27 protein-coding genes are annotated in these 24881 nt (G+C 64.7%); 17 read left to right on the plus strand and 10 right to left on the minus strand.

The annotated features are described in order from the left end of the window. Positions 1-9 precede the first annotated feature (9 nt). The 5 genes from WC704_RS07890 to WC704_RS07910 form a co-directional block, all read right to left on the minus strand. Positions 10-894, minus strand: a complete 885-nt coding sequence (locus WC704_RS07890) for an alpha/beta fold hydrolase (RefSeq protein ID WP_372889363.1) — start codon at positions 892-894, stop codon at positions 10-12. A 128-nt stretch (positions 895-1022) separates the two neighbouring features. Continuing rightward, entirely contained in the window at positions 1023-1925 is a 903-nt protein-coding gene (locus WC704_RS07895) for a pirin family protein (protein WP_372889364.1), read from the minus strand. Beyond that, a complete protein-coding gene (locus WC704_RS07900; RefSeq protein WP_372889365.1) occupies positions 1922-2365 on the minus strand; it encodes an NUDIX hydrolase in 444 nt (147 codons plus the stop codon). The genes WC704_RS07895 and WC704_RS07900 overlap by 4 nt, the downstream gene beginning before the upstream one ends. After that, positions 2362-3072: a glutathione S-transferase gene (locus tag WC704_RS07905; RefSeq protein WP_372889366.1), complete on the minus strand. Its 711-nt coding sequence runs from the start codon at positions 3070-3072 to the stop codon at positions 2362-2364. The genes WC704_RS07900 and WC704_RS07905 overlap by 4 nt, the downstream gene beginning before the upstream one ends. Before the next feature lie 3 nt (positions 3073-3075). Next, complete coding sequence (locus WC704_RS07910) at positions 3076-3378, minus strand: BolA family protein (RefSeq protein ID WP_372889367.1); 303 nt, start codon at positions 3376-3378, stop codon at positions 3076-3078. 39 nt (positions 3379-3417) lie between these two features. Here WC704_RS07910 and WC704_RS07915 point away from each other — a divergent pair, with 39 nt between their 5' ends. Beyond that, positions 3418-4038 (plus strand): J domain-containing protein, encoded by a 621-nt coding sequence (locus WC704_RS07915; RefSeq protein WP_372889368.1) that lies wholly within the window; start codon positions 3418-3420, stop codon positions 4036-4038. A gap of 16 nt (positions 4039-4054) precedes the next feature. Here WC704_RS07915 and WC704_RS07920 read toward each other — a convergent pair whose 3' ends face one another. The 4 genes from WC704_RS07920 to WC704_RS07935 are packed head-to-tail and all read right to left on the minus strand — an operon-like array spanning position 4055 to position 6248. Then, positions 4055-4528 (minus strand): SRPBCC family protein, encoded by a 474-nt coding sequence (locus tag WC704_RS07920; protein WP_372889369.1) that lies wholly within the window; start codon positions 4526-4528, stop codon positions 4055-4057. A 4-nt stretch (positions 4529-4532) separates the two neighbouring features. Further along, complete coding sequence (locus tag WC704_RS07925) at positions 4533-5009, minus strand: VOC family protein (RefSeq protein ID WP_372889370.1); 477 nt, start codon at positions 5007-5009, stop codon at positions 4533-4535. Next, complete coding sequence (locus tag WC704_RS07930) at positions 5006-5788, minus strand: VOC family protein (protein ID WP_372889371.1); 783 nt, start codon at positions 5786-5788, stop codon at positions 5006-5008. Before WC704_RS07930 ends, WC704_RS07925 begins: the two co-directional genes overlap by 4 nt. Before the next feature lie 22 nt (positions 5789-5810). Continuing rightward, positions 5811-6248, minus strand: a complete 438-nt coding sequence (locus WC704_RS07935) for a VOC family protein (protein WP_372889372.1) — start codon at positions 6246-6248, stop codon at positions 5811-5813. Between the two features lie 68 nt (positions 6249-6316). Between WC704_RS07935 and WC704_RS07940 the strand changes: the two genes are divergently transcribed. The 16 genes from WC704_RS07940 (at position 6317) to WC704_RS08015 (ending at position 23115) form a co-directional block, all read left to right on the plus strand. Then, entirely contained in the window at positions 6317-7009 is a 693-nt protein-coding gene (locus WC704_RS07940) for a winged helix-turn-helix transcriptional regulator (protein WP_372889373.1), read from the plus strand. A 70-nt stretch (positions 7010-7079) separates the two neighbouring features. Further along, on the plus strand, positions 7080-8081 hold the full coding sequence (gene cobS, locus WC704_RS07945; RefSeq protein WP_372889374.1) for a cobaltochelatase subunit CobS: 1002 nt from the start codon (positions 7080-7082) through the stop codon (positions 8079-8081). Beyond that, positions 8081-8623 carry a hypothetical protein gene (locus WC704_RS07950; protein WP_372889375.1) on the plus strand — a complete coding sequence of 181 codons (543 nt, stop codon included), beginning with the start codon at positions 8081-8083 and terminating at the stop codon, positions 8621-8623. Before cobS ends, WC704_RS07950 begins: the two co-directional genes overlap by 1 nt. A 28-nt stretch (positions 8624-8651) precedes the next feature. Further along, complete coding sequence (mce, locus tag WC704_RS07955; RefSeq protein WP_372889376.1) at positions 8652-9080, plus strand: methylmalonyl-CoA epimerase; 429 nt, start codon at positions 8652-8654, stop codon at positions 9078-9080. A gap of 42 nt (positions 9081-9122) precedes the next feature. Beyond that, a complete protein-coding gene (locus tag WC704_RS07960) occupies positions 9123-9905 on the plus strand; it encodes an enoyl-CoA hydratase-related protein (RefSeq protein WP_372889377.1) in 783 nt (260 codons plus the stop codon). 60 nt (positions 9906-9965) lie between these two features. Further along, on the plus strand, positions 9966-12107 hold the full coding sequence (gene scpA, locus WC704_RS07965; protein ID WP_372889378.1) for a methylmalonyl-CoA mutase: 2142 nt from the start codon (positions 9966-9968) through the stop codon (positions 12105-12107). Further along, a complete protein-coding gene (bioB, locus tag WC704_RS07970) occupies positions 12104-13231 on the plus strand; it encodes a biotin synthase BioB (protein ID WP_372889379.1) in 1128 nt (375 codons plus the stop codon). Before scpA ends, bioB begins: the two co-directional genes overlap by 4 nt. A gap of 80 nt (positions 13232-13311) precedes the next feature. Further along, positions 13312-13506, plus strand: coding sequence for a BrnT family toxin (locus WC704_RS07975; protein WP_372889380.1), 195 nt, complete (start codon positions 13312-13314; stop codon positions 13504-13506). Beyond that, positions 13503-13802, plus strand: coding sequence for a BrnA antitoxin family protein (locus WC704_RS07980; RefSeq protein ID WP_372889381.1), 300 nt, complete (start codon positions 13503-13505; stop codon positions 13800-13802). The genes WC704_RS07975 and WC704_RS07980 overlap by 4 nt, the downstream gene beginning before the upstream one ends. Positions 13803-13925: 123 nt before the next feature. Next, on the plus strand, positions 13926-16085 hold the full coding sequence (locus tag WC704_RS07985) for a biotin carboxylase N-terminal domain-containing protein (protein WP_372889382.1): 2160 nt from the start codon (positions 13926-13928) through the stop codon (positions 16083-16085). A gap of 77 nt (positions 16086-16162) precedes the next feature. Beyond that, complete coding sequence (locus tag WC704_RS07990) at positions 16163-17632, plus strand: efflux transporter outer membrane subunit (protein ID WP_372889383.1); 1470 nt, start codon at positions 16163-16165, stop codon at positions 17630-17632. Further along, on the plus strand, positions 17633-18994 hold the full coding sequence (locus WC704_RS07995) for an efflux RND transporter periplasmic adaptor subunit (protein WP_372889384.1): 1362 nt from the start codon (positions 17633-17635) through the stop codon (positions 18992-18994). Further along, positions 18984-19751: an ABC transporter ATP-binding protein gene (locus WC704_RS08000; protein ID WP_372889385.1), complete on the plus strand. Its 768-nt coding sequence runs from the start codon at positions 18984-18986 to the stop codon at positions 19749-19751. The genes WC704_RS07995 and WC704_RS08000 overlap by 11 nt, the downstream gene beginning before the upstream one ends. Beyond that, positions 19751-20959, plus strand: coding sequence for an ABC transporter permease (locus WC704_RS08005; protein WP_372889386.1), 1209 nt, complete (start codon positions 19751-19753; stop codon positions 20957-20959). The genes WC704_RS08000 and WC704_RS08005 overlap by 1 nt, the downstream gene beginning before the upstream one ends. Positions 20960-21113: 154 nt before the next feature. Beyond that, the gene (locus tag WC704_RS08010; protein WP_372889387.1) at positions 21114-22046 is read left to right on the plus strand and encodes a 50S ribosomal protein L11 methyltransferase; all 933 of its coding nucleotides are present in this window, start codon (positions 21114-21116) and stop codon (positions 22044-22046) included. 70 nt (positions 22047-22116) lie between these two features. Beyond that, positions 22117-23115, plus strand: coding sequence for an adenosine kinase (locus tag WC704_RS08015; protein ID WP_372889388.1), 999 nt, complete (start codon positions 22117-22119; stop codon positions 23113-23115). Between the two features lie 113 nt (positions 23116-23228). Here the strand turns inward: WC704_RS08015 and WC704_RS08020 are convergent, their stop codons facing one another. Further along, the gene (locus WC704_RS08020) at positions 23229-24836 is read right to left on the minus strand and encodes an amino acid permease (protein WP_372889389.1); all 1608 of its coding nucleotides are present in this window, start codon (positions 24834-24836) and stop codon (positions 23229-23231) included. Positions 24837-24881 lie beyond the last annotated feature (45 nt).

The raw sequence follows: 24881 nt of genomic DNA on the forward strand, positions 1-24881 counted from the left end.
GGGGAGGGTTTAGGCTTCCCACTCCCGGATTGCCGCTACGATCGCGTCAGGGTTTTCCCAGGGGACGAAATGCCCGGCATCGACCTTGACCAGCGTCAGGTCGGGCACGAGCGTGTCGAGCCCTTCGAGCTGGCTTGGCAGCAGTGCTGCGTCCTTCAGGCCCCACACCACCAGCGTCGGCTGCTGGATCGGCGGGAAGGGGCCGTCGAGAAAGGCGGGGCGCTCGGGCGTTTCATCCATTGCCGGGACGAGGATCGGGCTGGCACGATACCAGTTGAGCATCGCGGTGAGCGCGCCGGGCTGGCCCCATTGGTCAAGATAGATGGGCTTTTCCTCGGCCATCTTCGCCAGATCGGTGTGTGGGGCAAAGCTGCCGTCGAAGAACGCCGACAGGCCGATGCTGGCAACGTGCTTTTCGAAATCGGGATTGCGGAAGGCGCGGATATATTGGCTCGCCGCGCGCTGCGCCATGTCGTCGAACAGCGTGCGCTGAAAGACGAAGGGATGTGGCGCGTTGACGATGACGAGCCGCGTGATCCGCTTAGGGTTCTGCAGCGCCGCCATCCACGCGACCGCGCCGCCCCAGTCATGCCCGACCAGCGTGAAGGTGGTGAGGCCGAAATGATCGGCGAGCGCGAGCAGGTCGGCGACCATCTTGTCGGGGGTGTAATCGGACAGGTTCGCCGGCTTGGACGAGCGCGCGAAGCCGCGCTGGTCGGGCGCGATGACGAAATGATCGGCGCTGAGCTGCGGGATGACATGCCGCCAGGTGCGGTGCGATTCGGGGAAGCCGTGGAGCAGGAGGATCGGTGGGTGCGCCGGGTCGCCTGCGGTCGCGACGTCGAGCGTTACGCCGGTGGGGAGGGGGATATTGGTGAGGTTGAAATTGGGCATCTCTGTCTCCGTGTCCTCCCCTCCCTGGAAGGGAGGGGTTTGGGGTGGGTCGGTCTGAGGCTGGCGATTCGCCCTATTGCGGGCCGACCCACCCCTCGGTCCCCTCCCTTCCAGGGAGGGGAGGTACGTTACGGATAACTCACTGTCTTCGGCACGCCGGGGATCGGAATCCATTCCTTCTCATCCCCCGGCACCTTGGGAAATTCCCCGGCAGTCCAGGCGCGCTTGGCTTCTTCGATGCGGTCGCGGTTGGAGGAGACGAAATTCCACCAGACATGGCGCGGGGTGGTGAACGCCTCACCGCCGCACAGCATCGCGCGGGCACCGGTCGCCGAGCGCAGCGTCGCGGCGACGCCGGGTTTGAGTACATAGAGCGTCATCGGCTCCAGCGTCATGCCGTCGAGCGTCGCAGCGCCGATCGCGATGTAGATGGCGCGCTCGTCGGCCTCTGCGTCGATCGGCACCGCGCCGCCCGCATCGAGCACGATGTCGGCGTAGATGGTGCTGGCATAGGTGGTGGTCGGCGCGCTCTGCCCCCACAGGCTGCCCATCACGACGCGGGCGCGGGCGTTGGTGGCGTCGACCGTCGGCAGATCGGCCTTGGCGACATGTTCGAAGGCGGGATCGCGCTCTTCATCCGCCTCGGGCAAGGCAAGCCAGGTCTGGATGCCTGACAGTTCGGGGCCCGTCTCCCGCTCGGCGTTGGGCGAGCGTTCGGAATGGACGATGCCGTGCCCCGCCGTCATCAGATTGACCGCGCCGGGCTCGATCACCACGTCGCTGCCGATCGAATCGCGGTGGCCGAGCGCGCCCGCGAACAGATAGGTGACCGTGGCGAGATTGATGTGCGGGTGCGGGCGCACGTCGATGCCGGTGCCGACCTCCAGCCGTGCCGGGCCCATCTGATCGAAGAAGATGAACGGGCCGACCATCGTGCGCGGGCGCGACGGCAGCGTGCGATGCACCTTGAAGCCGCCGAGATCGTGGGTCGAGGGGGTGATCGTCTGCAGGATCAGATCGTCATTGGTCATGGCAGCACCTCCAGATCGGCGAGAAGGGCGAGCAGGTCGCTCGGGAAATAGGGTTCGCTCGCTTGCGTCAGTTCCGCGCGGGTGAACCAGCGCCAGCGCGTCATCACGCGCTGTTCGAGCGCGGTGTGACCGTGCGTCTCGATCCGGTCGTGCGGCGCACGGACGAGGAAATAGCGCTCGTCGGCGGTGACGGGAACGCCCTCGATCGTGATGAAATCGACTACGCGGCGTAGGATTTCCGGCCCGCAGTCGAGATCGAGCCCGGTTTCCTCCAGCAATTCGCGTCGGGCGGCGGCGGGGTAGTCCTCGCCCGGATCGAGCGCGCCGCCGGGCGTGCACCAAAAGGGCGGGCGATCGTCGGGATCGAAGCGGAACAAGAGGACGCGGCCCTCGGGATCGAGCAGCACGATGCGTGCGGCGGGACGCGGGGTGCGGGTCATGCGGCGTCGAGCTCGGGATAATGGCGGAAGATGCCGCTCTGCGAAAAGGGCAAGCGGCGCTCGCTCTTCAGATAGGCGCGGATGCCGGGCAGATCGGCGACGAGATCGTGGATGCGGATCAAGCCGGGATACGCAGACTCGAGCGCGGCCATGCGCTTGGGGAACATGTAGCGCAGCCCCTCGACCAACTGGAACAGCGAGGTGTCGGCATAGGTCCAGTGATGGTCGATCAGCCATTCGCCCGAACCGCTATTGGCCGCCTGTTCGAAGTGATCGAGGAATTTGGGCATACGCTCCTCGCGGAACACCCTGGCTACCGCGAGCGCGGTGTCCTTCTGCGCCTCATAGGTCAGCGACCCGGCGACCGGGTGGTGGACGCTGTGGACCTCGGTGACCATGTCGGCGATCGTCAATTGCAACTGGTTGAGCCACAACCGGTCGGCAATACGCGATGCGCCGACCTGGTGATGGTCGCCGAGAAAAAGCAGGATGTTGGCGACCTGCGCGATCACCATGCCGTCGAGTTCGAGATAGGGTGGAGCGAAGGGCCCGCGCTTGGTGGCATGTTCGGCCATATTGGCGACCAGGGCATCCGCACCTTTGACGCGTCCGCATTCGACATAGGCAACCCCTGCGGCCTCCAGCGCAAGCCGGATAAATTCGCCCCGGCCCTGGATTCCGGGCCAATACCACAGACCGTAGCGCATCGCTTATTCTCCCGGAGCCCGGGCGCGGATCGCGAGGGCGTGGATGCGGTCCCGCAGCAGGTCCGCCAGCGCCTGATTGACCAGACGCTGCCGCCCAACGCGCGACAGGCCGACAAAGGCCCCGGATTCAACCGTGACCGTGAAGTGCGATTCGCCCGTGCCGTCGTCGCCGAGATGTCCGGCATGTTGCGCGCTGTCGTTGGAGACATCGAGCGCGCTCGGGGAGAGGGCAGCGACGAGACGATCGCGAATCTCGTCGACGATCGGGCGCGGAATCGGATGGGGGGCGGTGGCAGGGTCTGTCATCGCGCCTATATAGACCGCTTTTGCATTTGAGGGAGCCGCGTGGCCCGCGACGACGACAAGAAAGATGGCGCGAGAGAGCGGCCTGCCCCGCGCTTCCACGGACGCGTGGAGGGAAGCGGGCGCGTGTGCGAGGAACCGGGCTGCGATGAGGCCGGTGAATTTCGCGCGCCGGCCGGCGACGGATCACGCTTCGGCGCGGATGGCCCGCGTGGCTATCGCTGGTTCTGCCTCGACCATGTCCGCGCCTTCAACGCGCGCTACAATTTCTTCAGCGGTATGAGCCCCGAGGAAATCCACGCGCAACAGCGCCCGTTCGCCGGATGGGAGCGCGAGACGCGCGCCTTCGCGCATTCGGGTGGCGACGTGCCGCCGAAATGGTCCGATTTCAGCGATCCGCTCGACGCGATCGGCGCGCGTTTCCGGCGCAAGATGGAGCCCGAGCGCAAGGACGGGCGGCCTTTGTCGGAGGTCGACCGGCGTTCGCTCAAGGTGTTGGGGCTCGCCCCCGATGTCGACCGGCGGGGTTTGCGCGAACGCTATGCCGAATTGGTGCGCAAATATCACCCCGATCGCAATGGCGGTGACCGTAGTTTCGAGAGCAAGCTGCAGGACGTGATCGCAGCCTACACGCAATTGAAGGGGGCTGCGGCGTTCGCGTGACGCGCCTCGCCCCGCGTCACGCGATCCGCCGGGCGACCTCCTCCAATTGCGCCGCGACCGTGCCCCAGCCTTCGGTAAAGCCCATCGCCTCGTGCTCCGCTTTGGCTTCGGCGCTCCAGTGACGCGCGCTGGCGGTGTAGCGCGTCTTGCCGTCCTCCTCGCTGAATTCCAGAATGCCGACGATGAACGGCCCGACCGGATGCCAGCCGTGGGTGAAGGCGTCGGTAAAGACGATCCGCTCCATCGGCACGATTTCGAGGAAGACGCCTTCCTGCGGCGATTTCTCGCCATTCGGCCCGCGCATGATCATCGCCGAGCGGCCACCGGGGCGCAGATCCTGTTCAACGATCTCGACCGTCCAGGGTTTGGGGCACCACCATTCGGCGAGATGATCGGTCCATGCCCGCCACACCGCCTCGCGCGGGGCATCGATCAGGCGGGTGATGCGCAACTCATGCAATGCGCTCGGGGGAGGGGGGCAACTCGCCATGCGTTTATCCTTGTATGGCCGCTTCGATGGCGGCGATGTCGATCTTGCGCATCGTCATCATCGCTTCAAAGCCGCGCTTTGCCGCCGCAGGATCGGGGTTGGACAGCGCCGCCATCAGCGTGCGCGGGGTGATTTGCCAGGACAGGCCCCATCTGTCCTGACACCAGCCGCACGCGTTTTCGCTGCCGCCATTGCCCACAATGGCGTCCCAATAGCGGTCGGTCTCTTCCTGCGTGTCGGTATAGACCATGAACGACACCGCGTTGCTGTGCGGATACCCCGGCCCGCCGTTGAGGCCGAGGAACGCCATGCCGCAGACGGTAAATTCCACCGTGAGCACGTCGCCCTTATGTCCGGCAGGATAATCGCCCGGCGCGCAGTGGACCGCATCGACGCGGCTGTCGGGAAAGGTCGCGGCGTAGAAGGTTGCGGCGTCCTCGGCGGTGCCGTCATACCAGATGCAGGGGACGATCTTGGTCATGCGCTTGCGGCCTCACCCGGTCCGACCACGCCGAAGACGACGCCGTGCGGATCGCTCGCGACGATGATGCGGTCGCCGCCGGGGACCTCGATCGGCCCCATCATCACGCTGCCGCTCGCCTCGGTCACCTTGGCTGCCGCTGCCTCGATATCGGGGGCGCGGAAATAGAAGCGCCAGCCGGGCGGCGGCCCCGAGCCGTCATGCCGCATCGTCGCACCGAAGGTCTGGTCGCCGACCGCGATGAAGCGATATTCGCCCATTGGCCCCATTGGCATCACGTCGGGATAATTCCAGCCGAAGACGCTGCGGTAAAAGGCGTCGCCGGAGTCCTGGTCGGGCGTAATCAACTCGTTCCAGTTGCACTTGCCCATGCCGGTGCGCTCATAGGCGGTGCTGCTCTCGTCGCTCTCGCCGCGCATGATGTAGAAGGGAATGCCTTGCGGATCGGTGATAACGGCCATGCGACCGACACCCGGCATGGTCCACGGGCCCATCAGCACCGTACCGCCCGCAGCCTTGATCGCTTCGGCGCTCGCGTCGGCGTCGTCCACGCCGATATAGAACAGCCAACCGGCTTTGGCCCCGCCAGCCTGCATTTCGGGGGTAAGCCGCATGATCCCGCCAACCGCGCCATGCCCGGTTTCGATGATACGGTAATCCATTGCAGGGGTGGGTTCGGCAATCGTCCAGCCAAGGACGTGATCGTAAAACGCCTTCGAGGCGACCGGATCGGCGCTCTGCAATTCATACCAGATCGGCGTGCCGTGGGGGTTGGTCATATCTCGCTCCTCTCGTGTCGGGTCAGGCGCTTGTCTCGGCAAGGGTTGGGTCCGTTTCCCCTCCGGCGTGCGTCGGGTCCATCCAGAACGGCCCGAGCCCGTGGCCGTCGGGATCCTCGATCCCGCGCGAATACAGGAAGCCCAGATCCTCGGCGCCGTGCGCCTCGTGTCCCCCGGCGGCGAGCGCCCTGGCCGCAAAGGCATCAACCTCTTCGCGCGTATCGAAAGGCAAAGCGAACAGCGCGCCGCTGGTCGTCTTTGCGTCGATAATCGTCTTGGGCGTGAAGCCTTGGTAGAAAGCATGGCCAAGCAGCATGAAGCTGATCGTATCCGACCAGATCATCGCCGAGGCGGCGTCGTTCGAGAAGCGCGCATCCCGGATGCAACCGATCGCTTCGTAAAAGGCAGTGGACGCCGCAACGTCGGCGACGGGCAAGTTGATGAAGACGGCCTTGGCCACGGCACACCTCTCTTTTTTTGCGACTCGCTGTTTGAGTTTGATGCCGCGTTAAGTTACATAAAACAACCATGAAGTTAGAAAAAGTGACCAATAGCGCGCCCGGCGTGACGAAGCGTTGGTATGACGATGCCTGTGGAACCGCGCTCGCGCTCGAATTTGTCGGGGAGCGCTGGTCACTGCTGATTATCCGTGAATTGCTGCTGGGGCCACGGCGCTTCGGCGAAATTCGAAGCGGCTTGCCGGGACTGAGCGCCAATGTGTTGACGCAGCGCCTGCAGGGGCTCGAAGCAGCGGGGGTGTTGACGCGCGAGACGCTGCCGCCGCCTGCCAATGTCCAGGTCTATGCGCTGACTCCGTGGGGGTATGAGGCCGAGCCGATCGTGATGGCGCTCGGGCGCTGGGCGTTGCGCTCGCCCGCGCATGATCCGTCGCTGCCCTTTTCGCGCGTCGCCCTGATGCTTGCGCTGCGAATGCTGTTTCACCCCGAGCGCGCCCACGCGTTCAGTGGCACGGTCGGCTTCGTGCTCGGTCGGGAACGCTACGGCGCGCGGATCGCGGATGGGGTGCTGTCGGTCTGCCGGGGCGAACGGGCGGATGCCGATGCGACGCTTGCCGGCGAACCCAACGCCTTTCTGCCCGCGCTGTTCGGCACGACGCCGCTCGAGGAGGTGGTGTCGTGGGGGCGGCTGGTGGTCAGCGGCGATGTTGCGCTCGCCGCGCGCTTCTGCACATTGTTCGAACTGCCGCCCAAGATCGGATGAAACTCACGTCTCGACTTCGCGCGATACGAACGGCTAGGGAGGGCGTAACCACCTTGCAGAGCATTCAGCAATGACCACGATTCCGAACACCCAGCCCGACAGTCGCGAGACCACGATCCTCGACGCGCCCGACCAGATGAAGAAGGTCCGCGACCTGTTCGGGATCGATTCGGACATGGAAGTCCCGGCGTTCAGCGAAGCCGATGAACGCGTGCCCGATCTCGACCCGACCTATGTGTTCGACAAGGACACTACGCTCGCGATTTGCGCAGGCTTTGCGCACAACCGCCGCGTGATGGTGCAGGGCTATCACGGCACCGGCAAATCGACGCATATCGAACAGGTTGCCGCGCGATTGAACTGGCCGTGCATCCGCATCAACCTCGACGCGCATATCAGCCGCATCGATTTGATCGGGCGCGATGCGATCGTGCTGAAGGATGGGCAGCAAGTCACCGAATTCCGCGAGGGGCTGCTGCCCTGGGCGTTGCAGACGCCGACGGCGTTGGTGTTCGACGAATATGATGCGGGCCGCCCCGACGTGATGTTCGTGATCCAGCGCGTGCTGGAAACCGAGGGCAAGTTGACGCTGCTCGACCAGAACCGCGTGATCCGCCCCAACCCCTATTTCCGCCTGTTCGCCACCGCCAATACGGTGGGGTTGGGTGATACCTCGGGCCTGTATCATGGCACGCAGCAGATCAACCAGGGCCAGATGGACCGCTGGAACATCGTCGTCACGCTCAACTATCTGCCCGCCGCGGTCGAGGCGCGGATCGTGCTCGCCAAATCGGGCGAATATGACCAGCCCGAGGGCAAGAAACAGGTCGAGAATATGGTGCGCGTGGCGGATTTGACGCGGCGCGGCTTCATCAACGGCGACATTTCGACCGTGATGAGCCCGCGCACCGTCATCACCTGGGCGCAGAACACGCTGATCTTCGGCGATGTCGGCTTTGCCTTCCGCCTGTCCTTCCTCAACAAGTGCGATGAAACCGAGCGTAGCCTGGTGGCGGAATATTATCAGCGCGTGTTCGGCAAGGATCTGCCCGAAAGCGTGGTGGCGCAGTGATGCTCGCGCTGCTCCTGCTCCAGGCGGCAGCGCCCGCCCCCGCCGCCGCGCCGGTCAGCGCACCCTGGGCGGTGCAGACTCACGCCAATGGCGGAAATACCTCAACGTCGAGTTCGGCGTGGTCGACCGACGCCAAGGCGCGTTTTGTCGTGCGCTGCGATGTGACCAACGAGAAGATCGTGTCGCTCCAGTTCATCCCCAAGCCCGGCTTTGCGGCGGCCTTGCCGCGCCCGGTGTCGATCAATGTCGATGATGGCGGCTGGCTTGGCACCAACTGGCAATTTCCCGGTACGGGTGCCTTCATCAGCAACGATGTGATCGTCAGCAATCTGGCGGTGACGATTGCGCACGGAAAGTCGATCCGTGTCCGCGTGATCGATCCCGAAGAAAAGGTGGTTGAGGCGCAGTTCGTCGGGCCGGGCGAAGCGCCGATCCGGCAAGTGTTGTCGGCCTGTGGCTATGAATTTGGCAAGGCCCCGCCGCGCGTGCCCGCCACCACCGCCACCGCAGCTCCGGCCAATCCCGACGCGACAGACGAATAACGCCGCCGTTCGAAAGGAACGATCGCCGATGACCGATTTCACGCTGGGGCGTCTCAACCATGTCGGGGTGGCGACCCCCTCGATCGAGCGTTCGATTGCGCTGTATCGCGATGTATTGGGCGCAACCCGTATCGGCGAGCCATTCGATTTGCCCGCACAGGGCGTGAAAGTGTGTTTCATCGACACGCCCAACACGCAGATCGAATTGATCGAGCCGTATGACGACAACTCGCCGATTGCGGGCTTTTTGCGCAAGAACCCGGCGGGTGGACAACATCATGTCTGTTTCGAAGTGCCCGAAATCCATGCGGCGGTCGCTGCGCTGAAGGCGAAGGGCGCGACGATTCTGGGCGAACCGCGCATCGGCGCGCACGGTACGCCGATCGTCTTCGTCCACCCCAAGGATATGGGCGGCGTGCTGGTCGAACTGATGGAGACGCCAAACAACGGCCATTGATACCTTGGCACCGCGTTGTGCCGGGGACAGGAGAGGAATGCCATGAGCTATACGATGATCGAGGCCGACCGGCGCGGCGATGTGCTGGTGCTGACGCTCAACCGGCCCGAGCGGCTGAACGCCGCTCCGCCTGAGATGTTCGTGGAATTGCGGAGCGCGCTCGGCACGCTCGACGGCGCCCGCGCGGTGCTCATCACGGCGGCAGGGCGAGGGTTTTGCTCGGGCGCGGATGTCGCGGGTGGCGCTTTGGGCAGCGAGGATCCGGGCAACGCCACCTTCAAGGCGCTGACCGAGGCGTATAACCCGACGATTGCGGCGCTTGCCGAACTCAGCGTTCCGGTGGTTAGCGCGGTACGCGGGCCGGCGGCAGGGATCGGGTGCAGCCTGGCGCTCGCCGCCGATTTCTGCGTGGGCTCCGAGACGGCCTATTTCCTGCAGGCGTTCGTCAATATCGGGCTGGTGCCCGACGGCGGCGCGAGCTGGATGTTGCCGCGCCTGATTGGGCGCGCGCGGGCGACCGAGATGATGCTGCTGGGCGAGCGCGTCACGGCAGCCAAGGCGCTCGACTGGGGCATGATCCACAAGGTTGTCGGCGACGACGCGCTCGAGGCGGAGGCGTTCGCGCTCGCCGAGCGGCTGGCGGCGGGGCCGACCGTTGCGCTGGGGTTGATGCGACGGCAAATCCGCCATGCCTATGAGGTCGATTATGCCACCGCGATGCTGCAAGAGGCCGAAAACCAGCGCACGGTGCGTGGTAGCGCGGATTCGATGGAGGGGGGCATCGCCTTTCTGCAAAAGCGCAAGCCGGTGTTCAAAGGGGCTTGAGTAAAGGGCGCTTCAGCCGGGTCTCGACTTGGCGGCCTGCCCGGGTCTAGGGGGAACGGCATGACCGAGAAACCGACGCTGGACGACTGGCAGGCGGCTGCCGCAAAAGAGGTTAAGGGAAAAGACCTTAGCTGGCACACGCCCGAGGGAATTGCGGTCAAGCCGCTCTATACCGCAGCCGATGTGGAAGGGATCGATCCGGGCCTGCCCGGCTTCGCCCCGTTCACGCGCGGCGTGCGTGCGAGCATGTATGCAGGCCGTCCGTGGACGATCCGCCAATATGCGGGGTTCTCGACCGCCGAGGCCTCCAACGCCTTTTACCGGCGCAATCTCGCCGCCGGGCAGAAGGGGCTGTCGGTCGCGTTCGATCTGGCGACGCATCGCGGGTACGATAGCGACCATCCGCGCGTGACCGGCGATGTCGGCAAAGCGGGCGTGGCGATCGACACGATCGACGACATGAAGATCCTGTTCGACGGCATTCCGCTCGACAAGATGTCGGTCTCGATGACGATGAACGGTGCGGTGATCCCGATCCTCGCTTTCTTCATCGTCGCGGGCGAGGAGCAGGGGGTGCGGCAGGATCAGCTCGACGGCACGATCCAGAACGATATCCTCAAGGAGTTCATGGTCCGCAACACCTATATCTATCCGCCTGCGCCCTCGATGCGGATCATTTCGGACATTATTGGCTACACCTCGGCGCATATGCCGAAGTTCAACTCGATCTCGATCTCCGGCTATCACATGCAGGAAGCCGGGGCGACGCAGTTGCAGGAACTCGCCTTCACCATTGCCGACGGGCGCGAATATGCGAAAGCCGCGATGGCAAGCGGGCTCGATCTCGACGTTTTCGCGGGCCGACTCTCGTTCTTTTTCGCGATCGGCATGAACTTCTTCATGGAAGTCGCCAAATTGCGCGCTGCGCGCAAACTCTGGCACCGCGTGATGACCGATCTTGGCGCGAAGGACGAGCGTTCGAAGATGCTGCGCACGCATTGCCAGACGTCGGGCGTGTCGCTGACCGAGCAGGACCCGTATAACAATGTGATCCGCACCACTGTCGAGGCGATGGCGGCGATGCTTGGGGGGACGCAGAGCCTTCACACCAATGCGCTGGACGAGGCGATCGCGCTGCCAACCGATTTTTCCGCGAGAATCGCGCGCAACACGCAGATCGTGCTGCAGGAAGAGACGGGGATGACCAAGGTCGTCGATCCGCTCGGCGGCAGTTATTATATCGAGAGCCTGACCGAGGAACTGGTCGATAAGGCGTGGGAGATCATCGAGCGCGTCGAGGCCGAGGGCGGCATGGCGCAAGCGGTCGCGGCGGGCTGGCCCAAGGCGATGATCGAGGAAGCGTCGGCTGCGCGCGCCGCGCGGGTCGACAAGGGCGAGGACGTCATTGTCGGGGTCAACAAGTATAAGCTCGCCGAGCAGGACCCGATCGACATTCTCGACGTCGATAACGTGGCGGTACGCGAGGCGCAGATCGCACGGATTGCGAAGGTGAAGGCCGGGCGCGATGAGGCGAAGTGCCAGGCGGCGCTCGACGCGTTGCGCGAGGGGGCGCGGGGCACGACGAATGTGCTCGCGCTCGCGGTCGAATGCGCGCGCCAGCGCGCGACACTTGGCGAGATTTCCTCGGCGATGGAGGATGTGTTCGGGCGCTACGACACCGTGCCGACGCCGGTTTCGGGCATTTACGGCGGCGCGCATGAATTTGACGCGGCGTGGCAGGGGCTGAAAGAGGGCGTCGTTTCGCTGGAGACGCGCAATGGCCGCAAGCCCCGGATGCTGGTCGCCAAGATGGGGCAGGACGGGCATGACCGGGGTGCGAATCTGGTGTCGTCGGCATTCGGCGATCTTGGTTTCGATGTCGTGCCGGGTCCGCTGTTCCAGACGCCGGCTGAGGCGGCTGCGCTGGCGATTGCGCGCGATGTCGATGTGGTCGGCGCCTCCAGCCTGGCTGCGGGACACAAGACGCTGATCCCCGAACTGATCGGCCATTTGCGGGGTGCCGGACGCGGCGACATCAAGGTCATCGCGGGCGGGGTGATCCCGGCGCAGGATTACCAGTTCCTGCGCGATGCAGGCGTACAGGGGATTTTCGGGCCCGGCACCAATCTGGTCGAGGCGGCGGGCGAGGTGCTCAGATTGCTGGGGCATAACATGCCCCCGGTTGAGGAAAGTGTGGAATGAACGAGACTTTGAATCTCCCCTCCCTGGAAGGGAGGGGCCGGGGGTGGGTTGCTCTCAATGAAGAGCCGACCGCGCCCAACGGGCCGACCCACCCCCAACCCCTCCCGCAAGCGGGAGGGGAGCAAGTCAGGAACGACTGGACCCGCGCGGAAATCGCGGCGCTTTATGACCTCCCCTTCGACGAACTGATGTTCCGTGCGCAGACCGTCCACCGCGCGCATCATGCGGCGGGGCAGGTGCAGCTTTGCACGCTACTGTCGATCAAGACCGGCGGTTGCCCCGAGGATTGCGGCTATTGCAACCAGTCGGCCAGTGCCGACACCGAGTTGAAGGCCAGCAAGCTGATGGACGTGCGCGCGGTGCTGCAATCGGCGGCGCAGGCGCGCGATGCGGGGTCGCAGCGCTTCTGCATGGGCGCGGCATGGCGCAACCCCAAGGACAAGGACATGCCCGCGATCATCGAGATGGTGCAGGGCGTGCGCCAAATGGGCATGGAAACCTGCATGACGCTGGGGATGTTGACGCCGACCCAGGCGGAGCAGCTCGCCGAGGCGGGGCTCGATTATTACAACCACAATATCGACACTTCGCCGGAAAAGTACGGCGAGGTTATCACCACGCGCACCTTCCAGGACCGGCTCGACACGCTCGATCATGTGCGGAGCGCAGGCATCAACGTGTGCTGCGGCGGTATCGTCGGCATGGGCGAGACGCGCGGCGACCGGGTCGGCTTCATCCATGCGCTGGCGACCTTGCCGCGCCACCCGGAGAGCGTGCCGGTCAATGCGCTGGTGCCGGTCAAGGGCACGGTACTCGGCAATATGCTGGCCGACACGCCGCTCGCCAAGATCGACGATATCGAGTTCGTCCGCACGGTGGCGGTGGCGCGCATCACCATGCCAATGAGCATGGTGCGGCTGTCGGCCGGGCGCGAGAGCATGTCCGAGGCGACGCAGGCCTTGTGCTTCTTGGGCGGCGCGAACTCGATCTTCACCGGCGACAAGTTGCTCACCACGGGCAATGCCGGGGACGACAAGGATGTGGCGCTTATAGCGAAGCTCGGGCTCGTGCCGATGACGGAGGCGGAACCGATGCGGGCGCTTGACGTAGTTACAGTTTTGTAGTTACATTTGTGGAGTGGGTCTGGGACGAGCGAAAGGCGACCGTGAATTATCGGAAGCATCGCGTTCGGTTCGAGACCGCGATGCTGGTATTCGACGATCCGATGTTCCTTAGTGTCCCGGACCCGCATCCCGATGACGACCGGTGGCGAACGATCGGGGTGGTCGGGTCGAGTGCTTTGTTTGTGGTCCACACGGTGATCGACGAGAACGGGGTGGGTCGGATCATCAGCGCGCGTCGGGCGACACCGATGGAAAGGGGAAAGGAGAGTGTATGAAGCGTCACGTGTCTAAGGGCATCACCCCCGAGATCGCCGCCAACCTTGCCGAAATCGAGGCGATGGATGACGCGAGCATCGACTTGTCCGACATGCCCGAGGTGACCGACTGGTCGAACGCCGTGCGCGGTAAATTCTATCGCCCGGTCAAGCAGCAACTGACGCTGCGGCTCGACGCCGATGTGGTGCATTGGTTCAAGACCCATGCCGACGGTGAGCGCGGCTACCAGACCAAGATCAACGCCGCGCTGCGCCGCTTCGTCGAGGACGAGATGGCGCGGGAGCGGGCGGCGTAATTCCCCTCTCATATGCGGGAAGGGGTTAAGGGAGGGGTGAACCCTTCCAAGCGAAATGACATCAACCCCCTTGCGGACAGGCCCTCCCCCCGGCCCCTCCCGCAAGCGGGAGGGGAGAGTAGAATGTTCAAGAAAATCCTCGTCGCCAACCGCGGCGAAATCGCCTGCCGGGTGATGCGCACCGCCAAGAAGATGGGGATCGCGACGGTTGCGGTCTATTCGGACGCCGATGCGCGCAGCCCGCATGTGCTGATGGCGGACGAGGCGGTGCGGCTCGGGCCGCCGCCGGCTGGGGAGAGCTATTTGCTCGCCGATCTGATCCTGCAGGCGGCGAAAGACACTGGCGCGGACTGCATCCATCCGGGCTATGGCTTCCTCTCCGAGCGCGAGAGCTTCGCCAAGGCGTGCGCCGAGGCGGGGATCGCCTTTGTCGGGCCACCGCCCGCCGCGATCGCCGCAATGGGTGACAAGATCGAATCGAAGAAGCTGGCCAAGCAGGCGGGGGTGAATGTCGTCCCCGGCTTCCTGGGCGAAATCGCCGATACCGAGGAAGCGGTGCGGATCGCGAGCGACATCGGCTATCCGGTGATGATGAAGGCGAGCGCGGGCGGCGGCGGCAAGGGGATGCGGCTCGCTTACTCCGAACAGGATGTGCGCGAGGGCTTTGAGGCGACCAAGCGCGAGGGCCTCGCGTCGTTCGGCGACGACCGCGTGTTCATCGAGAAGTTCATCGAAAGCCCGCGTCACATCGAAATCCAGGTGATGGGCGACCAGCACGGTAATATCGTCTATCTGGGCGAGCGCGAATGCTCGATCCAGCGGCGGCACCAAAAGGTGGTGGAAGAGGCCCCGTCGCCGTTCGTCACCCCGAAGATGCGCAAGGCGATGGGTGAGCAGGCGGTCGCGCTGGCGCGCGCGGTTGGTTATTATTCTGCCGGAACGGTCGAACTGATCGTGTCGGGCGCGGATACCAGCGGAGAGGGCTTCTACTTCCTCGAAATGAACACCCGCCTGCAAGTCGAACATCCCGTCACCGAGGCGGTGACCGGGCTTGATCTGGTTGAGTTGATGATCCGCGTTGCGGCGGGGGAGCCGCTAGGGTTTACGCAGGAGGACGTCACGCTCACCGGCTGGGCGGTGGAAAATCGCGTCTATGCCGAGGACCCGTATCGTGGGTTCCTGCCGAGCATCGGGCGGCTGGTTCGGTATAATCCGCCCGAGAGTAAGAGCACGCCGTACACGTTCCCCTCCCGCTTGCGAGTTTCAGGTCGGTCCGTCCCCCAGACGGACCTGAACGATGCGGGGCATCGTTCACCTGAAACTGGGCTAGGGGAGGGGCTGCTGATGAACTCTGCGTCTTCCGGAAATGCCCTCCCCCAACCCCTCCCGCAAGCGGGAGGGGAGTCTTATGTCCGCGTCGATGATGGCGTGCGCGAGGGCGGTGAGGTCAGTATGTTTTATGACCCGATGATCGCCAAACTCATCACCTGGGCGCCGACGCGCGAGGAAGCGATCGATGCGCAGATCACGGCGCTCGACGCGTTCGAGATTGAGGGGCCGGGCAACAATATCGATTTCCTGTCGGCGCTGATGCAGCATCCGCGCTTCCGCTCGGGCAACATTACCACCGGCTTCATCGCCGAGGAATATGCGCAAGGCTTCCACGGCGCGCCTGCCTCGCCCGAATTGTCCGAAGCACTCGCCGCGATCGCGGCCTTTGCCGCCACCGCCGAGGCCGATCGTGCGCGGCGGATCGACGGGCAGCTTGGCAAACGGTTGCGGCCACCTTCGGACTGGTCGGTCAAGATTGGCGGTGCTGAGCATCTGGTGGCAATTTCGACGACCGGCATCACCGTCGACGACGCCGATCTCGACATTGCGCTCGAATATACGCCGGGCGACCGCGTGGTCGAGGCCGAGCTCGACGATGCCCCGCTGACGGTGAAGATCGCGCGCACGCGCACCGGCTTCAAGCTGACCACGCGCGGCGCGAGCCATATTGCGCGGGTGCTGCCCGCGCATGTCGCGCCTTATGCGCAGCATCTGATCGAGAAGATCCCGCCCGATCTGTCGAAGTTCCTGCTGTGCCCGATGCCGGGCCTGCTGATGCGGCTGGATGTCGCAGCGGGCGACAAGGTCGAAGTGGGCCAGCCGCTCGCCGTGGTCGAGGCGATGAAGATGGAGAACATCCTGCGCGCCGAAAAAGCGGGCATCGTCAAGGCCATCAACGCCAAAACTGGCGACAGTCTCGCGGTCGATGCGGTCATCTTGGAAATGGAATAGCGCAAGGCGTAGTTTCCGCGACAAATTGCGACCAAATTTCGGTGGACCGCGCGCGGTGTATTAGTCAAATAGGTCCCATGCGCTCCCCAATCGTCCTGCTGCTCGCCCTGACATTGCCGATTGCGGGGTGTTCCGTTGGGCCCGCTTATCATCCGGCGACCCCGGCTGCGCTGGGCGTGCCCGATGGCTATTCGGTCGCCGCCGACACGCGGCCAACGGCAGAGCTCACGACCTGGTGGACCCATTTCGACGATCCCGTGCTGGTCAGCATCGTCGAACGCGCGCGCGCCAATAATCTCGATATTGCGCAAGCGGTCGCGCGGTTGCGGCAGGCGCGCGAGGCATTGGTACAGTCGCGCGCCGAACTGCTGCCGACGGTGAGCGGATCGGGGGGCTATACGCGCTCGCAACGCATTGTCGGCGGCACCACCACCCTTCCGGGCGGGGCCACCATCATCACCGGGCGTGGATCGGGCGATACGCTGTCGCTGGGGTTGAACGCGTCCTATCAGGTCGGCTTGTTCGGCGAAATTCGCGGCGCGGTCGATGCCAACCGCGCGCAATATCAGGCGTCGGGCTTCAATTACGCGACAGTGCTGCTGTCGACCGAGGCGGAAACCGCGCGCAATTACATGCTGGCGCGGCTGTATCAGGCACAACTCGCCAACGCGAAGGGCTCGCTGGCGCTGCAGGATGACAATCTGGAGATTGCCGGGTTCCGCGTGCAAGCGGGGCTGGTGTCGTCGCTCGACGCCGAACAGGCGCGCTCGCAGCGCGCAAGCACCGCCGCGACCATTCCGACGCTCGAGCAGAATTACAATGCGGCGGTGTCGCGGCTCGGCGTGTTGACGGGACAGGCGCCGGGTGCGCTGAAGGCGGAGCTGGAGGCGGTCAAGCCGATTCCCGCCGGGCCGGATTCGGTCGCGGCTGGCATTCCGGTCGATACGCTGCGGCAGCGCCCGGATGTGCGCGCCGCTGAACGCACGCTGGCCGCCGCCACCGCGCAAATCGGCGTGGCCAAGGCGCAACTTTACCCGGCGTTGGCGATCAGCGGCAGCTTCTCGACCGACGCCTCCAAGATCGGCAATCTGTTTCAGACGATTGCGGGGCAGGCCTTTGCCGGGCTGACGCAGGCGATCTTCAACGGGGGGCGGCTGCGGTCGCAAGTGCGCGCCAATGAAGCCGCCGCCGATGGCGCGCTGGCTGCGTATAAATCGACCGTGCTGACCGGCCTGGAAGATGTCGAAAATGCCGTGGTCGCGCTCGACAGTGCCAAGCGCCGCGCGGCGGAGTTTACCATCGCGCTTGACGCCGCCAACAACACCGCGATCCTGTCGCGCAGCCAGTATCGCGCTGGGCTGACCGATTTTACCACGCTCAACACCGCTGAAAACAGCCTGTTGTCGGCGCGCAACGGCTTGTCGCAGGCGCAGTCCGATCGCGCCAACGCCTTGGTGCAACTGTATCTCGCGCTCGGCGGCGGTTGGGACAGTACCGCCGACCCGACGACGCTCCCGACCCCTCCTTCTCCCGCGCAGGTACGATAAATGGCTAATCCCGCCACCTCCACCGCTCGTCCCGATCTGGACGTCTTCCTGGGGGCCAAGCCGGTGCCTGCATGGCGGCGCTGGGCCAAATGGGGTGCGATCGCGATGGGCGTAATCCTACTGCTCTTGGCGTTGAAGAGCTGTTTTGCAGGGCCGGTCAAACCCGAATATGCCAGTGAAACCGTGGCGCGCGGGACGTTGTCCGTCAGCGTTTCGGCGACGGGCAAGCTTGCGCCCACCAATCAGGTGCAAGTCGGTTCGGAATTGTCGGGGCTGGTCACCAAAGTGCTGGTCGATGTCAACGATCGCGTAACGCAGGGGCAGCCGCTGGCGCTGGTCGATCCGTCGCGATTCCAGGATACGGTCAACCAAAGCCAAGCTGCACTCAACGCGGCGGAGGCAGCGGTCGCGCAAAACCAGGCGACGCTGGCGCAGTCGACAGCGCAGCTTGCGCGCTTGCAGGAAGTCAGTCGCCTGTCGGGCGGGCGCGTACCGGCCAAGACCGAGCTTGAACAGGGGATCGCCGATCGCGACCGCGCCATTGCCAATGTGAAGGCGGCTGAGGCCAATGTCGTGTCGGCGCGCGCAACGCTGTCGTCCAACGCCACGCAATTGGTGAAAACGGTGATCCGCTCGCCCGTCAACGGCGTGGTGCTGGCGCGCCAGATCGAGCCGGGCCAGACCGTTGCCGCCTCCTTCAGCACGCCGACCCTGTTCGTCATCGCGCAGGATTTGTCGGCGATGAAATTGCAGGTTGCCATCGACGAAGCCGATGTCGGATCGGTCAAGCAGGGGCAGAAGGCGACCTTCACCGTCGATGCATTTCCCGGCAAGACCTTTCCCGCCACGATCACCCGGGTCGATCTCGGCTCGAATCTGAGCACGGCGACCACGGCATCGACGACGACCAGCGCTGCAGGCCAGGTGGTCTCGTACAGCGCGACGTTGAGCGTTGGGAATGCCGACTTGCAATTGCGCCCCGGCATGACCGCGACCGCCGACATCGTCACCACCGCCAAGACCAATGTGTTGCTGGTGCCCAATGCCGCGCTCCGCTTCGCGCCCGCGTCTACGGCAGCGGATGCGAGCAAGGGTTTCCAGATCGGGCCGCGTCCACCCAAGCGCGGCGGGGCCGGAACGGGCAAGGGCGAAACGGTCAAGCGTGGCGGATCGCAGACGGTCTATGTCGCCGATGCGAGCGGCACCCCGCAGCCAGTGCAGATCACGACCGGGGAGAGCAACGGCACGATGACCGAGGTGATCGGCGGCGCGCTGAAACCTGGCGACAAGGTGATCACCGGGCAGCTCGCCACGGGCGCTACCGCGAAACGCAAGGCTGGCGAGCAGGGCAATGGCCAGTAACGCCGCCGACAGCGCCGGCACATCCTATGTGCCGGACGAAGGCGCGCCGATCATCGCGCTGCGCCGGGTAACCAAGAGCTATGGCGAAGGCGCGACCGCCTTCCTCGCGCTCAAGGGCATCGACCTTGATATTGCGGCTGGTGATTTTGTCGCGGTGATGGGGGCGAGTGGATCGGGCAAGTCGACGACGATGAACATTCTCGGCTGTCTCGACGTGCCGAGCGCGGGGACCTTCCAGTTCAAGGGGGTGCATGTCGAAACGCTCGACCGCGACCAGCGCGCCTTGCTGCGGCGGCGCTATCTCGGCTTCGTCTTCCAGGGCTTCAACTTGCTCGCGCGCACCACCGCGCTGGAGAATGTCGAGCTGCCGCTGCTTTATCGCGGCGATCCGCGCAAGGAGCGCCGCGCGGCGGCGATGGCGGCGCTCGACAAAGTCGGGCTGGCGGATTGGTGGGATCACACCCCGGCGGAGCTATCGGGCGGCCAGCAGCAGCGCGTCGCCATCGCGCGGGCGATCGTTACCAGCCCGGCAGTGTTGCTGGCGGATGAGCCGACCGGCAACCTCGATTCGGAGCGCTCGGTGGAGATCATGCGGTTACTGCAGGGGCTTAACCGCGACAATGGGATCACGGTGATCATGGTGACGCATGAGCCCGACATGGCGGCGTTCGCGCGCACGATCGTGCATTTCAAGGATGGGCTGGTGGAGCGCGTCGACACGCAGCACGCCGTCGGCGATGTTCCGGCGCTGATCTGATGCTTGGCACCACGCTCATCCTCGCATTGCGGTCGATCTCGCGGCATAAATTGCGTTCGTTCCTGACGACACTTGGCATCATCATTGGCGTGGCGGCGGTGGTGACGATGGTGACGCTCGGCCAGGCGACCACGATCGCGGCGCAAAAATCGGTCTCCGCGCTCGGCAGCAACATCCTGCAGGTGCGCCCGGGGCAGGGCTTCGGCCGCGGCGGCGGCGGACCGCGCCCGCCCGATTTCAAGCCGGCTGATGCGATCGCGATCCGCGACCAGATCGCCGGCGTCACCGCAGTCGCCGCGCAGGCCGGCACGAGCGGCACCGCGATCTACGAAGGGGCCAATTGGTCAACCACCGTCAACGGCACGACCAACGCCTATTTCCAAGTCCAGTCCTGGCCGCTCGCGCAGGGCCGCATCTTTACCGCAGCCGAGGAAGCGGCGGGCAAATCGGTCTGCATCATCGGCAACACCGTCAACGATAATCTTTATCGAGGCGGCTCGCCGATTGGCACGCGGCTGCGCATCGCGGGAATTTCGTGCGATGTGGTCGGGCTGCTGTCGAAGCGCGGTCAGGGCGGGTTCGGCGGTGACCAGGACGATGTTATCATTATGCCTTTGAAGACAGTGCAGCGCCGTTTTACCGGTTCGACCGACCTGAAGCTGATGCTGGTCGGCGTCGACCAAGCCTATGCCAGTTCGGCGGTGCAGGCATCGATCGAAAATCTCCTGCGCGAGCGCCGCAACATCAACGGCGGCAAGGACGATGATTTCAGCATCTTCGATGCAGCACAGATCGCGGCGACGCTGACGCAGTTGACGACCTTGCTCACCGGCATCGTCACCACGGTGGCGGCGATCAGCCTGATCGTGGGCGGGATCGGCATCATGAACATCATGCTGGTGTCGGTGACCGAGCGCACGCGCGAGATCGGTATCCGCTTGGCGATCGGCGCGGTGGCGAAGGAGGTGCTAATGCAGTTTCTGGTCGAGGCGATCGCCCTGTCGATGCTGGGCGGCGTGATCGGGCTGATCGTGGCGCAACTGGCGGTGTTCGGGCTGTCGGGTGTGATGAAGGTAGATTTCCTGTTCGTGCCGCAGATCAATTTGATCGCCTTTGGCATTTCCGCGTTGATCGGCGTGGTGTTCGGCTATTTCCCGGCGCGCCGCGCGGCCTCGCTCAACCCAATCGACGCGCTCCGCCACGAATAGGCGTGCAGCGCACTTCTCTCGCTCCTACTTCCTCTGCGTCCTCCGCGCCTCTGCGCGAACAGAATCTTCTTTTTTTCGCGCAGAGGCGCGGAGGACGCAGAGAAGAATATGATGCCCGCTTGCGCGGGGTAAAGGGGATGGGCAGGAGGCTGGCATGACCAGTTGGAAATTGAGCGTGCCGTGCACTCGCGCCGAAGCCGAGGCGATCGATGCTGCCGAGGATGTGGCGGAGGGCGTCGTGCTGATGACGACCGAAATCGAGGAAGATGACCGCGAGCATTGGCGGCTCGACGCCTATCTCGAGGCCGAACCCTCGCCCGAGACGATCGCCGCGATCTGTGCATTGGTGCCGAGTGCCGCCACCACGCCGCCCGTGATCGAGATGCTGGCGGACGAGGATTGGGTGACGCTCAGCCAGCAAGGGCTGGAACCGATCGCCGAGGGGCGCTTCGTCGTCCACACCAGCGCGCACCCGGTCGCGCCGCCACCGGGCGGGCGTGCTTTTCTGATCGAGGCTGGGCAGGCGTTCGGGACAGGGCATCATGCGACCACCTCTGGGTGTCTCGCAATGCTGGACGAGATGGCGGGGCAATCGTTCGCGCGGATCATCGATGTCGGCACTGGCACCGGCCTGCTGGCGTTTGCCGCGCGGCATTTGTGGCCCGAGGCTGAGATTGTCGCCACCGACATCGACCCCCGCGCGATCGTGGTAACGCGCGAGAATGCCGAACTGAACGCGATTCCGGCGATCGATTTGATCGTCGCCGATGGCGCGCTTGATGACAGCATCACCGCGCGTGCTCCGTATGATCTGCTGATCGCCAACATTCTGGCGGGTCCGCTAGTGTCGATGGCACCCGAGATTGCCGCAATCGCGGCGCCCGGCGCGACGATCGTGCTGGCGGGTTTGCTGGAAACGCAACGCGGCGATGTGGTCGCGGCGTTTGGCGAATGCGGTTGCACGCTGGACGCGGTCGACCGGCGCGGCGACTGGTCGATCCTGCGCTTGAGCGCGGGGGCGGTGCGCTATGTGCCGACCAAGCCGATCGACCCCAAGGGCCGCGACGGCTGGGCGCTCGACCTCTGACCGGCGGGCGGTTGCGTCGTGGCCGAGGCCCCGGTACGGCGCAGCAACCTTTTTTGACCGGAGACCATTTGTGAGCGAGCCCACCTACGACGTCGTCGCGATCGGCAATGCCATCGTCGACGTGTTGTCGCAGTCCGACGACGCCTTCCTCGCCGAGGCGGCGATGACCAAAGGCTCGATGCAATTGATGTTCTCGCCCGAGGAAGCCGACGCGCTCTACGCCAAGATGGGGCCGGGAATCGAGGCGAGCGGCGGGTCTGCCGCCAACACCGTGGCGGGCATCGCCGCGATGGGCGGCAAATGCGGCTTTATCGGCCAGGTCGCCAACGATGAACTGGGCGACATCTTCGCGCATGACATTCGCGCGGTCGGCATCGATTTCACCACCGCCGCGCGTGAAGGCGCACCGACGACGGCGCGCTGCCTGATCTTCGTCACGCCCGATGGCCAGCGCACGATGAACACCTTCCTCGGTGCCTCGCAATTCCTGCCCGAGGCCGCGCTCGACCGTGACCTGATCGCGAGCGCCGCGATCCTGTATCTCGAAGGCTATCTGTGGGACCCGGAAGAGCCGCGCCAGGCGATGCGCGCCGCGATCGAGGTCGCGCGCAAGGCGGGGCGCAAGGTCGCCTTTACGCTCAGCGACGTGTTCTGCATTTCGCGCCACGGTGGCGATTTCCGCAAGCTGATGGCCGATGGTCTGATCGATATCATGTTCGCCAATGCAGCCGAGATCACCGCCTTGATGGGCACCGAGGATTTCGACGCGGCGGTAGCAGCGGCTGCTACCGAAGTACCGATGCTGGTGGTGACGCGCAGCGAGCATGGCGCGATCGCGGTCTCGGGCGGGGAAACCGTCGCGGTTCCAGCCGAGCCGATCGAGCGTGTGGTCGACACCACCGGTGCGGGCGACCTATTCGCCGCCGGTTTCCTGCGCGGCCAGGCGCAGGGCAAGAGCATCGAAGCCTCGCTCAAGATGGGCGCGATCTGCGCCGCCGAAATCATCTCGCATTACGGCGCGCGCGCGCAGGTCGATTTGCAGGCGCTGATCGCAAGCAAGCTCGGCTGAACGCGCGCCTCCCCTCCCTTGAAGGGAGGGGAGGCGCGACAGTCGGTTCGCCACACAAACAAAAAAGGCCGGGGAGTGATCCCCGGCCTTTTTCCTGTGTAATGGATCCAGGCTCAGATCGAACCCGGCGGATATGGCAGGATGTCCGGTTCCGGCCCATCGACGATGCCGCGACCGACATGGCTGCGCGAGCGGCTGTAGAGGAAATAGACGATCAGGCCGATCCCGCCCCAGCCAACCAGCACCAGTTTCGATGTCGTATCCAATGCCGCGTAAAGCACGATGCAGCCGATGATCGCCAGCGGCGCGACCAGCCACACCGCAGGTGTGCGGAAGCTACGCTTGCGTGACGGGTCCTTGATCCGCAGCACCAACACGGCGAGAGCGACCATCGCGAACGCAAACAGCGTGCCCGAGTTCGAATAATCCGCAAGACTGCCGACCGGCAGCAGCCCTGCAAACACCAGCGCGAATACGCCGGTCACGGCGGTCACGACATAGGGCGTCTTGAACTTCGGGTGGACCTTCGCGAACGAAGACGGAAGCAAGCCGTCGCGCGCCATCGTGAAGAACACGCGCGTCTGGCCGAACATCATCATGAGCACGACCGACGGCAAAGCCACGATTGCCGCAAGCCCGACCAGCCAACCGATATAGGGGTAGCCAATGGTCTGCAGCACGTGGACCAACGCGTGTTTCGAACACACCAGCGGCTCGGTCGCGCCACTGGCGACGATTGCGGCGCACCGCCCGGCCATTTCGGGCGAGCCGGGTGCCAGAAACGCGCCAGCCGCAGATGTTACGGGTTGCGCCCCCATCGTGCCGATCGCGCCAGCCGCGACCAGCAAATAAATGACCGTGCAAATCACCAGACTACCGATCAACCCGATCGGCACATTGCGCTGCGGATTGCGCGTTTCCTCGGCCGCGGTCGAAACGGCGTCGAAGCCGACATAGGCGAAGAAGATCGACGCGGCGGCACCGACATAGCCGGTTCCGCTGGTGAGATTCCCAAAGCCGGTTGGCGTGAACGGGTGGAAATTGGCCGGATGCATCTGCGGCAGGGTGATGATGATGAAGGCGGTGAGCGCGACGAGCTTCACGACCACCAACACCGCATTGAAGATTGCGCTCTCGGTTGTGCCCTTGATCAGCAAGGCCGTCACGGCGAAGACGATGAGGACAGCGGGCACGTTGATGTAGCCCCCATTATGCGCAGCCGCCAGCAAATCGGGCGTTGGCGCACTGCCGAACGCGAGCGCGACCTTGGCCATCAGGCCGTCCGCATTGCTTATCAAGGCGGGAAAATGGATTCCCCCATCCGCGAGTGCGCCGACAAGATGGTTCGACCACCCCACCGCGACCGCACTGGCACCCAGCGCATATTCGAGGACGAGCGCCCAGCCGACCATCCATGCCAGCAGTTCGCCCATGACCGCGTAGGTATAGGTGTAGGCTGATCCGGCGACCGGAACCATCGAAGCAAGTTCGGAATAACATAGCGCGGCAACCGCGCAAACGAACCCTGCGATGCAGAAGCTCAGCATCATGCCCGGTCCGGCCTTTTGCGCGGCAACGGCTGTCAGCACGAAGATACCCGTGCCGATCACCGCGCCAACGCCGAGCATCGTCAACTGGAACGCGCCCAGCGATCGATGCAGACCCTTCTTTTCGGCGGTCGCGAGAATCGCGTCCAGAGATTTCACCCTGTCAAAAATCATGCAGTTGGATCCCCACGTGTGTGCTGCGCGATCCAGCGATACGCG

The organism is Sphingomonas sp., from assembly GCF_041661885.1.
GTDB lineage: Bacteria > Pseudomonadota > Alphaproteobacteria > Sphingomonadales > Sphingomonadaceae > Sphingomonas.

Coding starts and splice junctions, on each gene's coding strand:
- WC704_RS07920 (WP_372889369.1), bottom strand. CDS start 4,528: ATGGCGAGTTGCCCCCCTCCCCCGAGCGCATTGCATGAGTTGCGCATC.
- WC704_RS07940 (WP_372889373.1), top strand. CDS start 6,317: ATGAAGTTAGAAAAAGTGACCAATAGCGCGCCCGGCGTGACGAAGCGT.
- WC704_RS07985 (WP_372889382.1), top strand. CDS start 13,926: ATGTTCAAGAAAATCCTCGTCGCCAACCGCGGCGAAATCGCCTGCCGG.
- bioB (WP_372889379.1), top strand. CDS start 12,104: ATGAACGAGACTTTGAATCTCCCCTCCCTGGAAGGGAGGGGCCGGGGG.
- WC704_RS08010 (WP_372889387.1), top strand. CDS start 21,114: ATGACCAGTTGGAAATTGAGCGTGCCGTGCACTCGCGCCGAAGCCGAG.
- WC704_RS07980 (WP_372889381.1), top strand. CDS start 13,503: ATGAAGCGTCACGTGTCTAAGGGCATCACCCCCGAGATCGCCGCCAAC.
- WC704_RS07925 (WP_372889370.1), bottom strand. CDS start 5,009: ATGACCAAGATCGTCCCCTGCATCTGGTATGACGGCACCGCCGAGGAC.
- WC704_RS07975 (WP_372889380.1), top strand. CDS start 13,312: ATGCTGGTATTCGACGATCCGATGTTCCTTAGTGTCCCGGACCCGCAT.
- WC704_RS07990 (WP_372889383.1), top strand. CDS start 16,163: ATGCGCTCCCCAATCGTCCTGCTGCTCGCCCTGACATTGCCGATTGCG.
- WC704_RS07950 (WP_372889375.1), top strand. CDS start 8,081: ATGCTCGCGCTGCTCCTGCTCCAGGCGGCAGCGCCCGCCCCCGCCGCC.
- WC704_RS07895 (WP_372889364.1), bottom strand. CDS start 1,925: ATGACCAATGACGATCTGATCCTGCAGACGATCACCCCCTCGACCCAC.
- WC704_RS08000 (WP_372889385.1), top strand. CDS start 18,984: ATGGCCAGTAACGCCGCCGACAGCGCCGGCACATCCTATGTGCCGGAC.
- WC704_RS07900 (WP_372889365.1), bottom strand. CDS start 2,365: ATGACCCGCACCCCGCGTCCCGCCGCACGCATCGTGCTGCTCGATCCC.
- WC704_RS07960 (WP_372889377.1), top strand. CDS start 9,123: ATGAGCTATACGATGATCGAGGCCGACCGGCGCGGCGATGTGCTGGTG.
- WC704_RS07910 (WP_372889367.1), bottom strand. CDS start 3,378: ATGACAGACCCTGCCACCGCCCCCCATCCGATTCCGCGCCCGATCGTC.
- WC704_RS08020 (WP_372889389.1), bottom strand. CDS start 24,836: ATGATTTTTGACAGGGTGAAATCTCTGGACGCGATTCTCGCGACCGCC.
- WC704_RS07995 (WP_372889384.1), top strand. CDS start 17,633: ATGGCTAATCCCGCCACCTCCACCGCTCGTCCCGATCTGGACGTCTTC.
- scpA (WP_372889378.1), top strand. CDS start 9,966: ATGACCGAGAAACCGACGCTGGACGACTGGCAGGCGGCTGCCGCAAAA.
- mce (WP_372889376.1), top strand. CDS start 8,652: ATGACCGATTTCACGCTGGGGCGTCTCAACCATGTCGGGGTGGCGACC.
- WC704_RS07905 (WP_372889366.1), bottom strand. CDS start 3,072: ATGCGCTACGGTCTGTGGTATTGGCCCGGAATCCAGGGCCGGGGCGAA.
- WC704_RS08005 (WP_372889386.1), top strand. CDS start 19,751: ATGCTTGGCACCACGCTCATCCTCGCATTGCGGTCGATCTCGCGGCAT.
- cobS (WP_372889374.1), top strand. CDS start 7,080: ATGACCACGATTCCGAACACCCAGCCCGACAGTCGCGAGACCACGATC.
- WC704_RS07890 (WP_372889363.1), bottom strand. CDS start 894: ATGCCCAATTTCAACCTCACCAATATCCCCCTCCCCACCGGCGTAACG.
- WC704_RS07930 (WP_372889371.1), bottom strand. CDS start 5,788: ATGACCAACCCCCACGGCACGCCGATCTGGTATGAATTGCAGAGCGCC.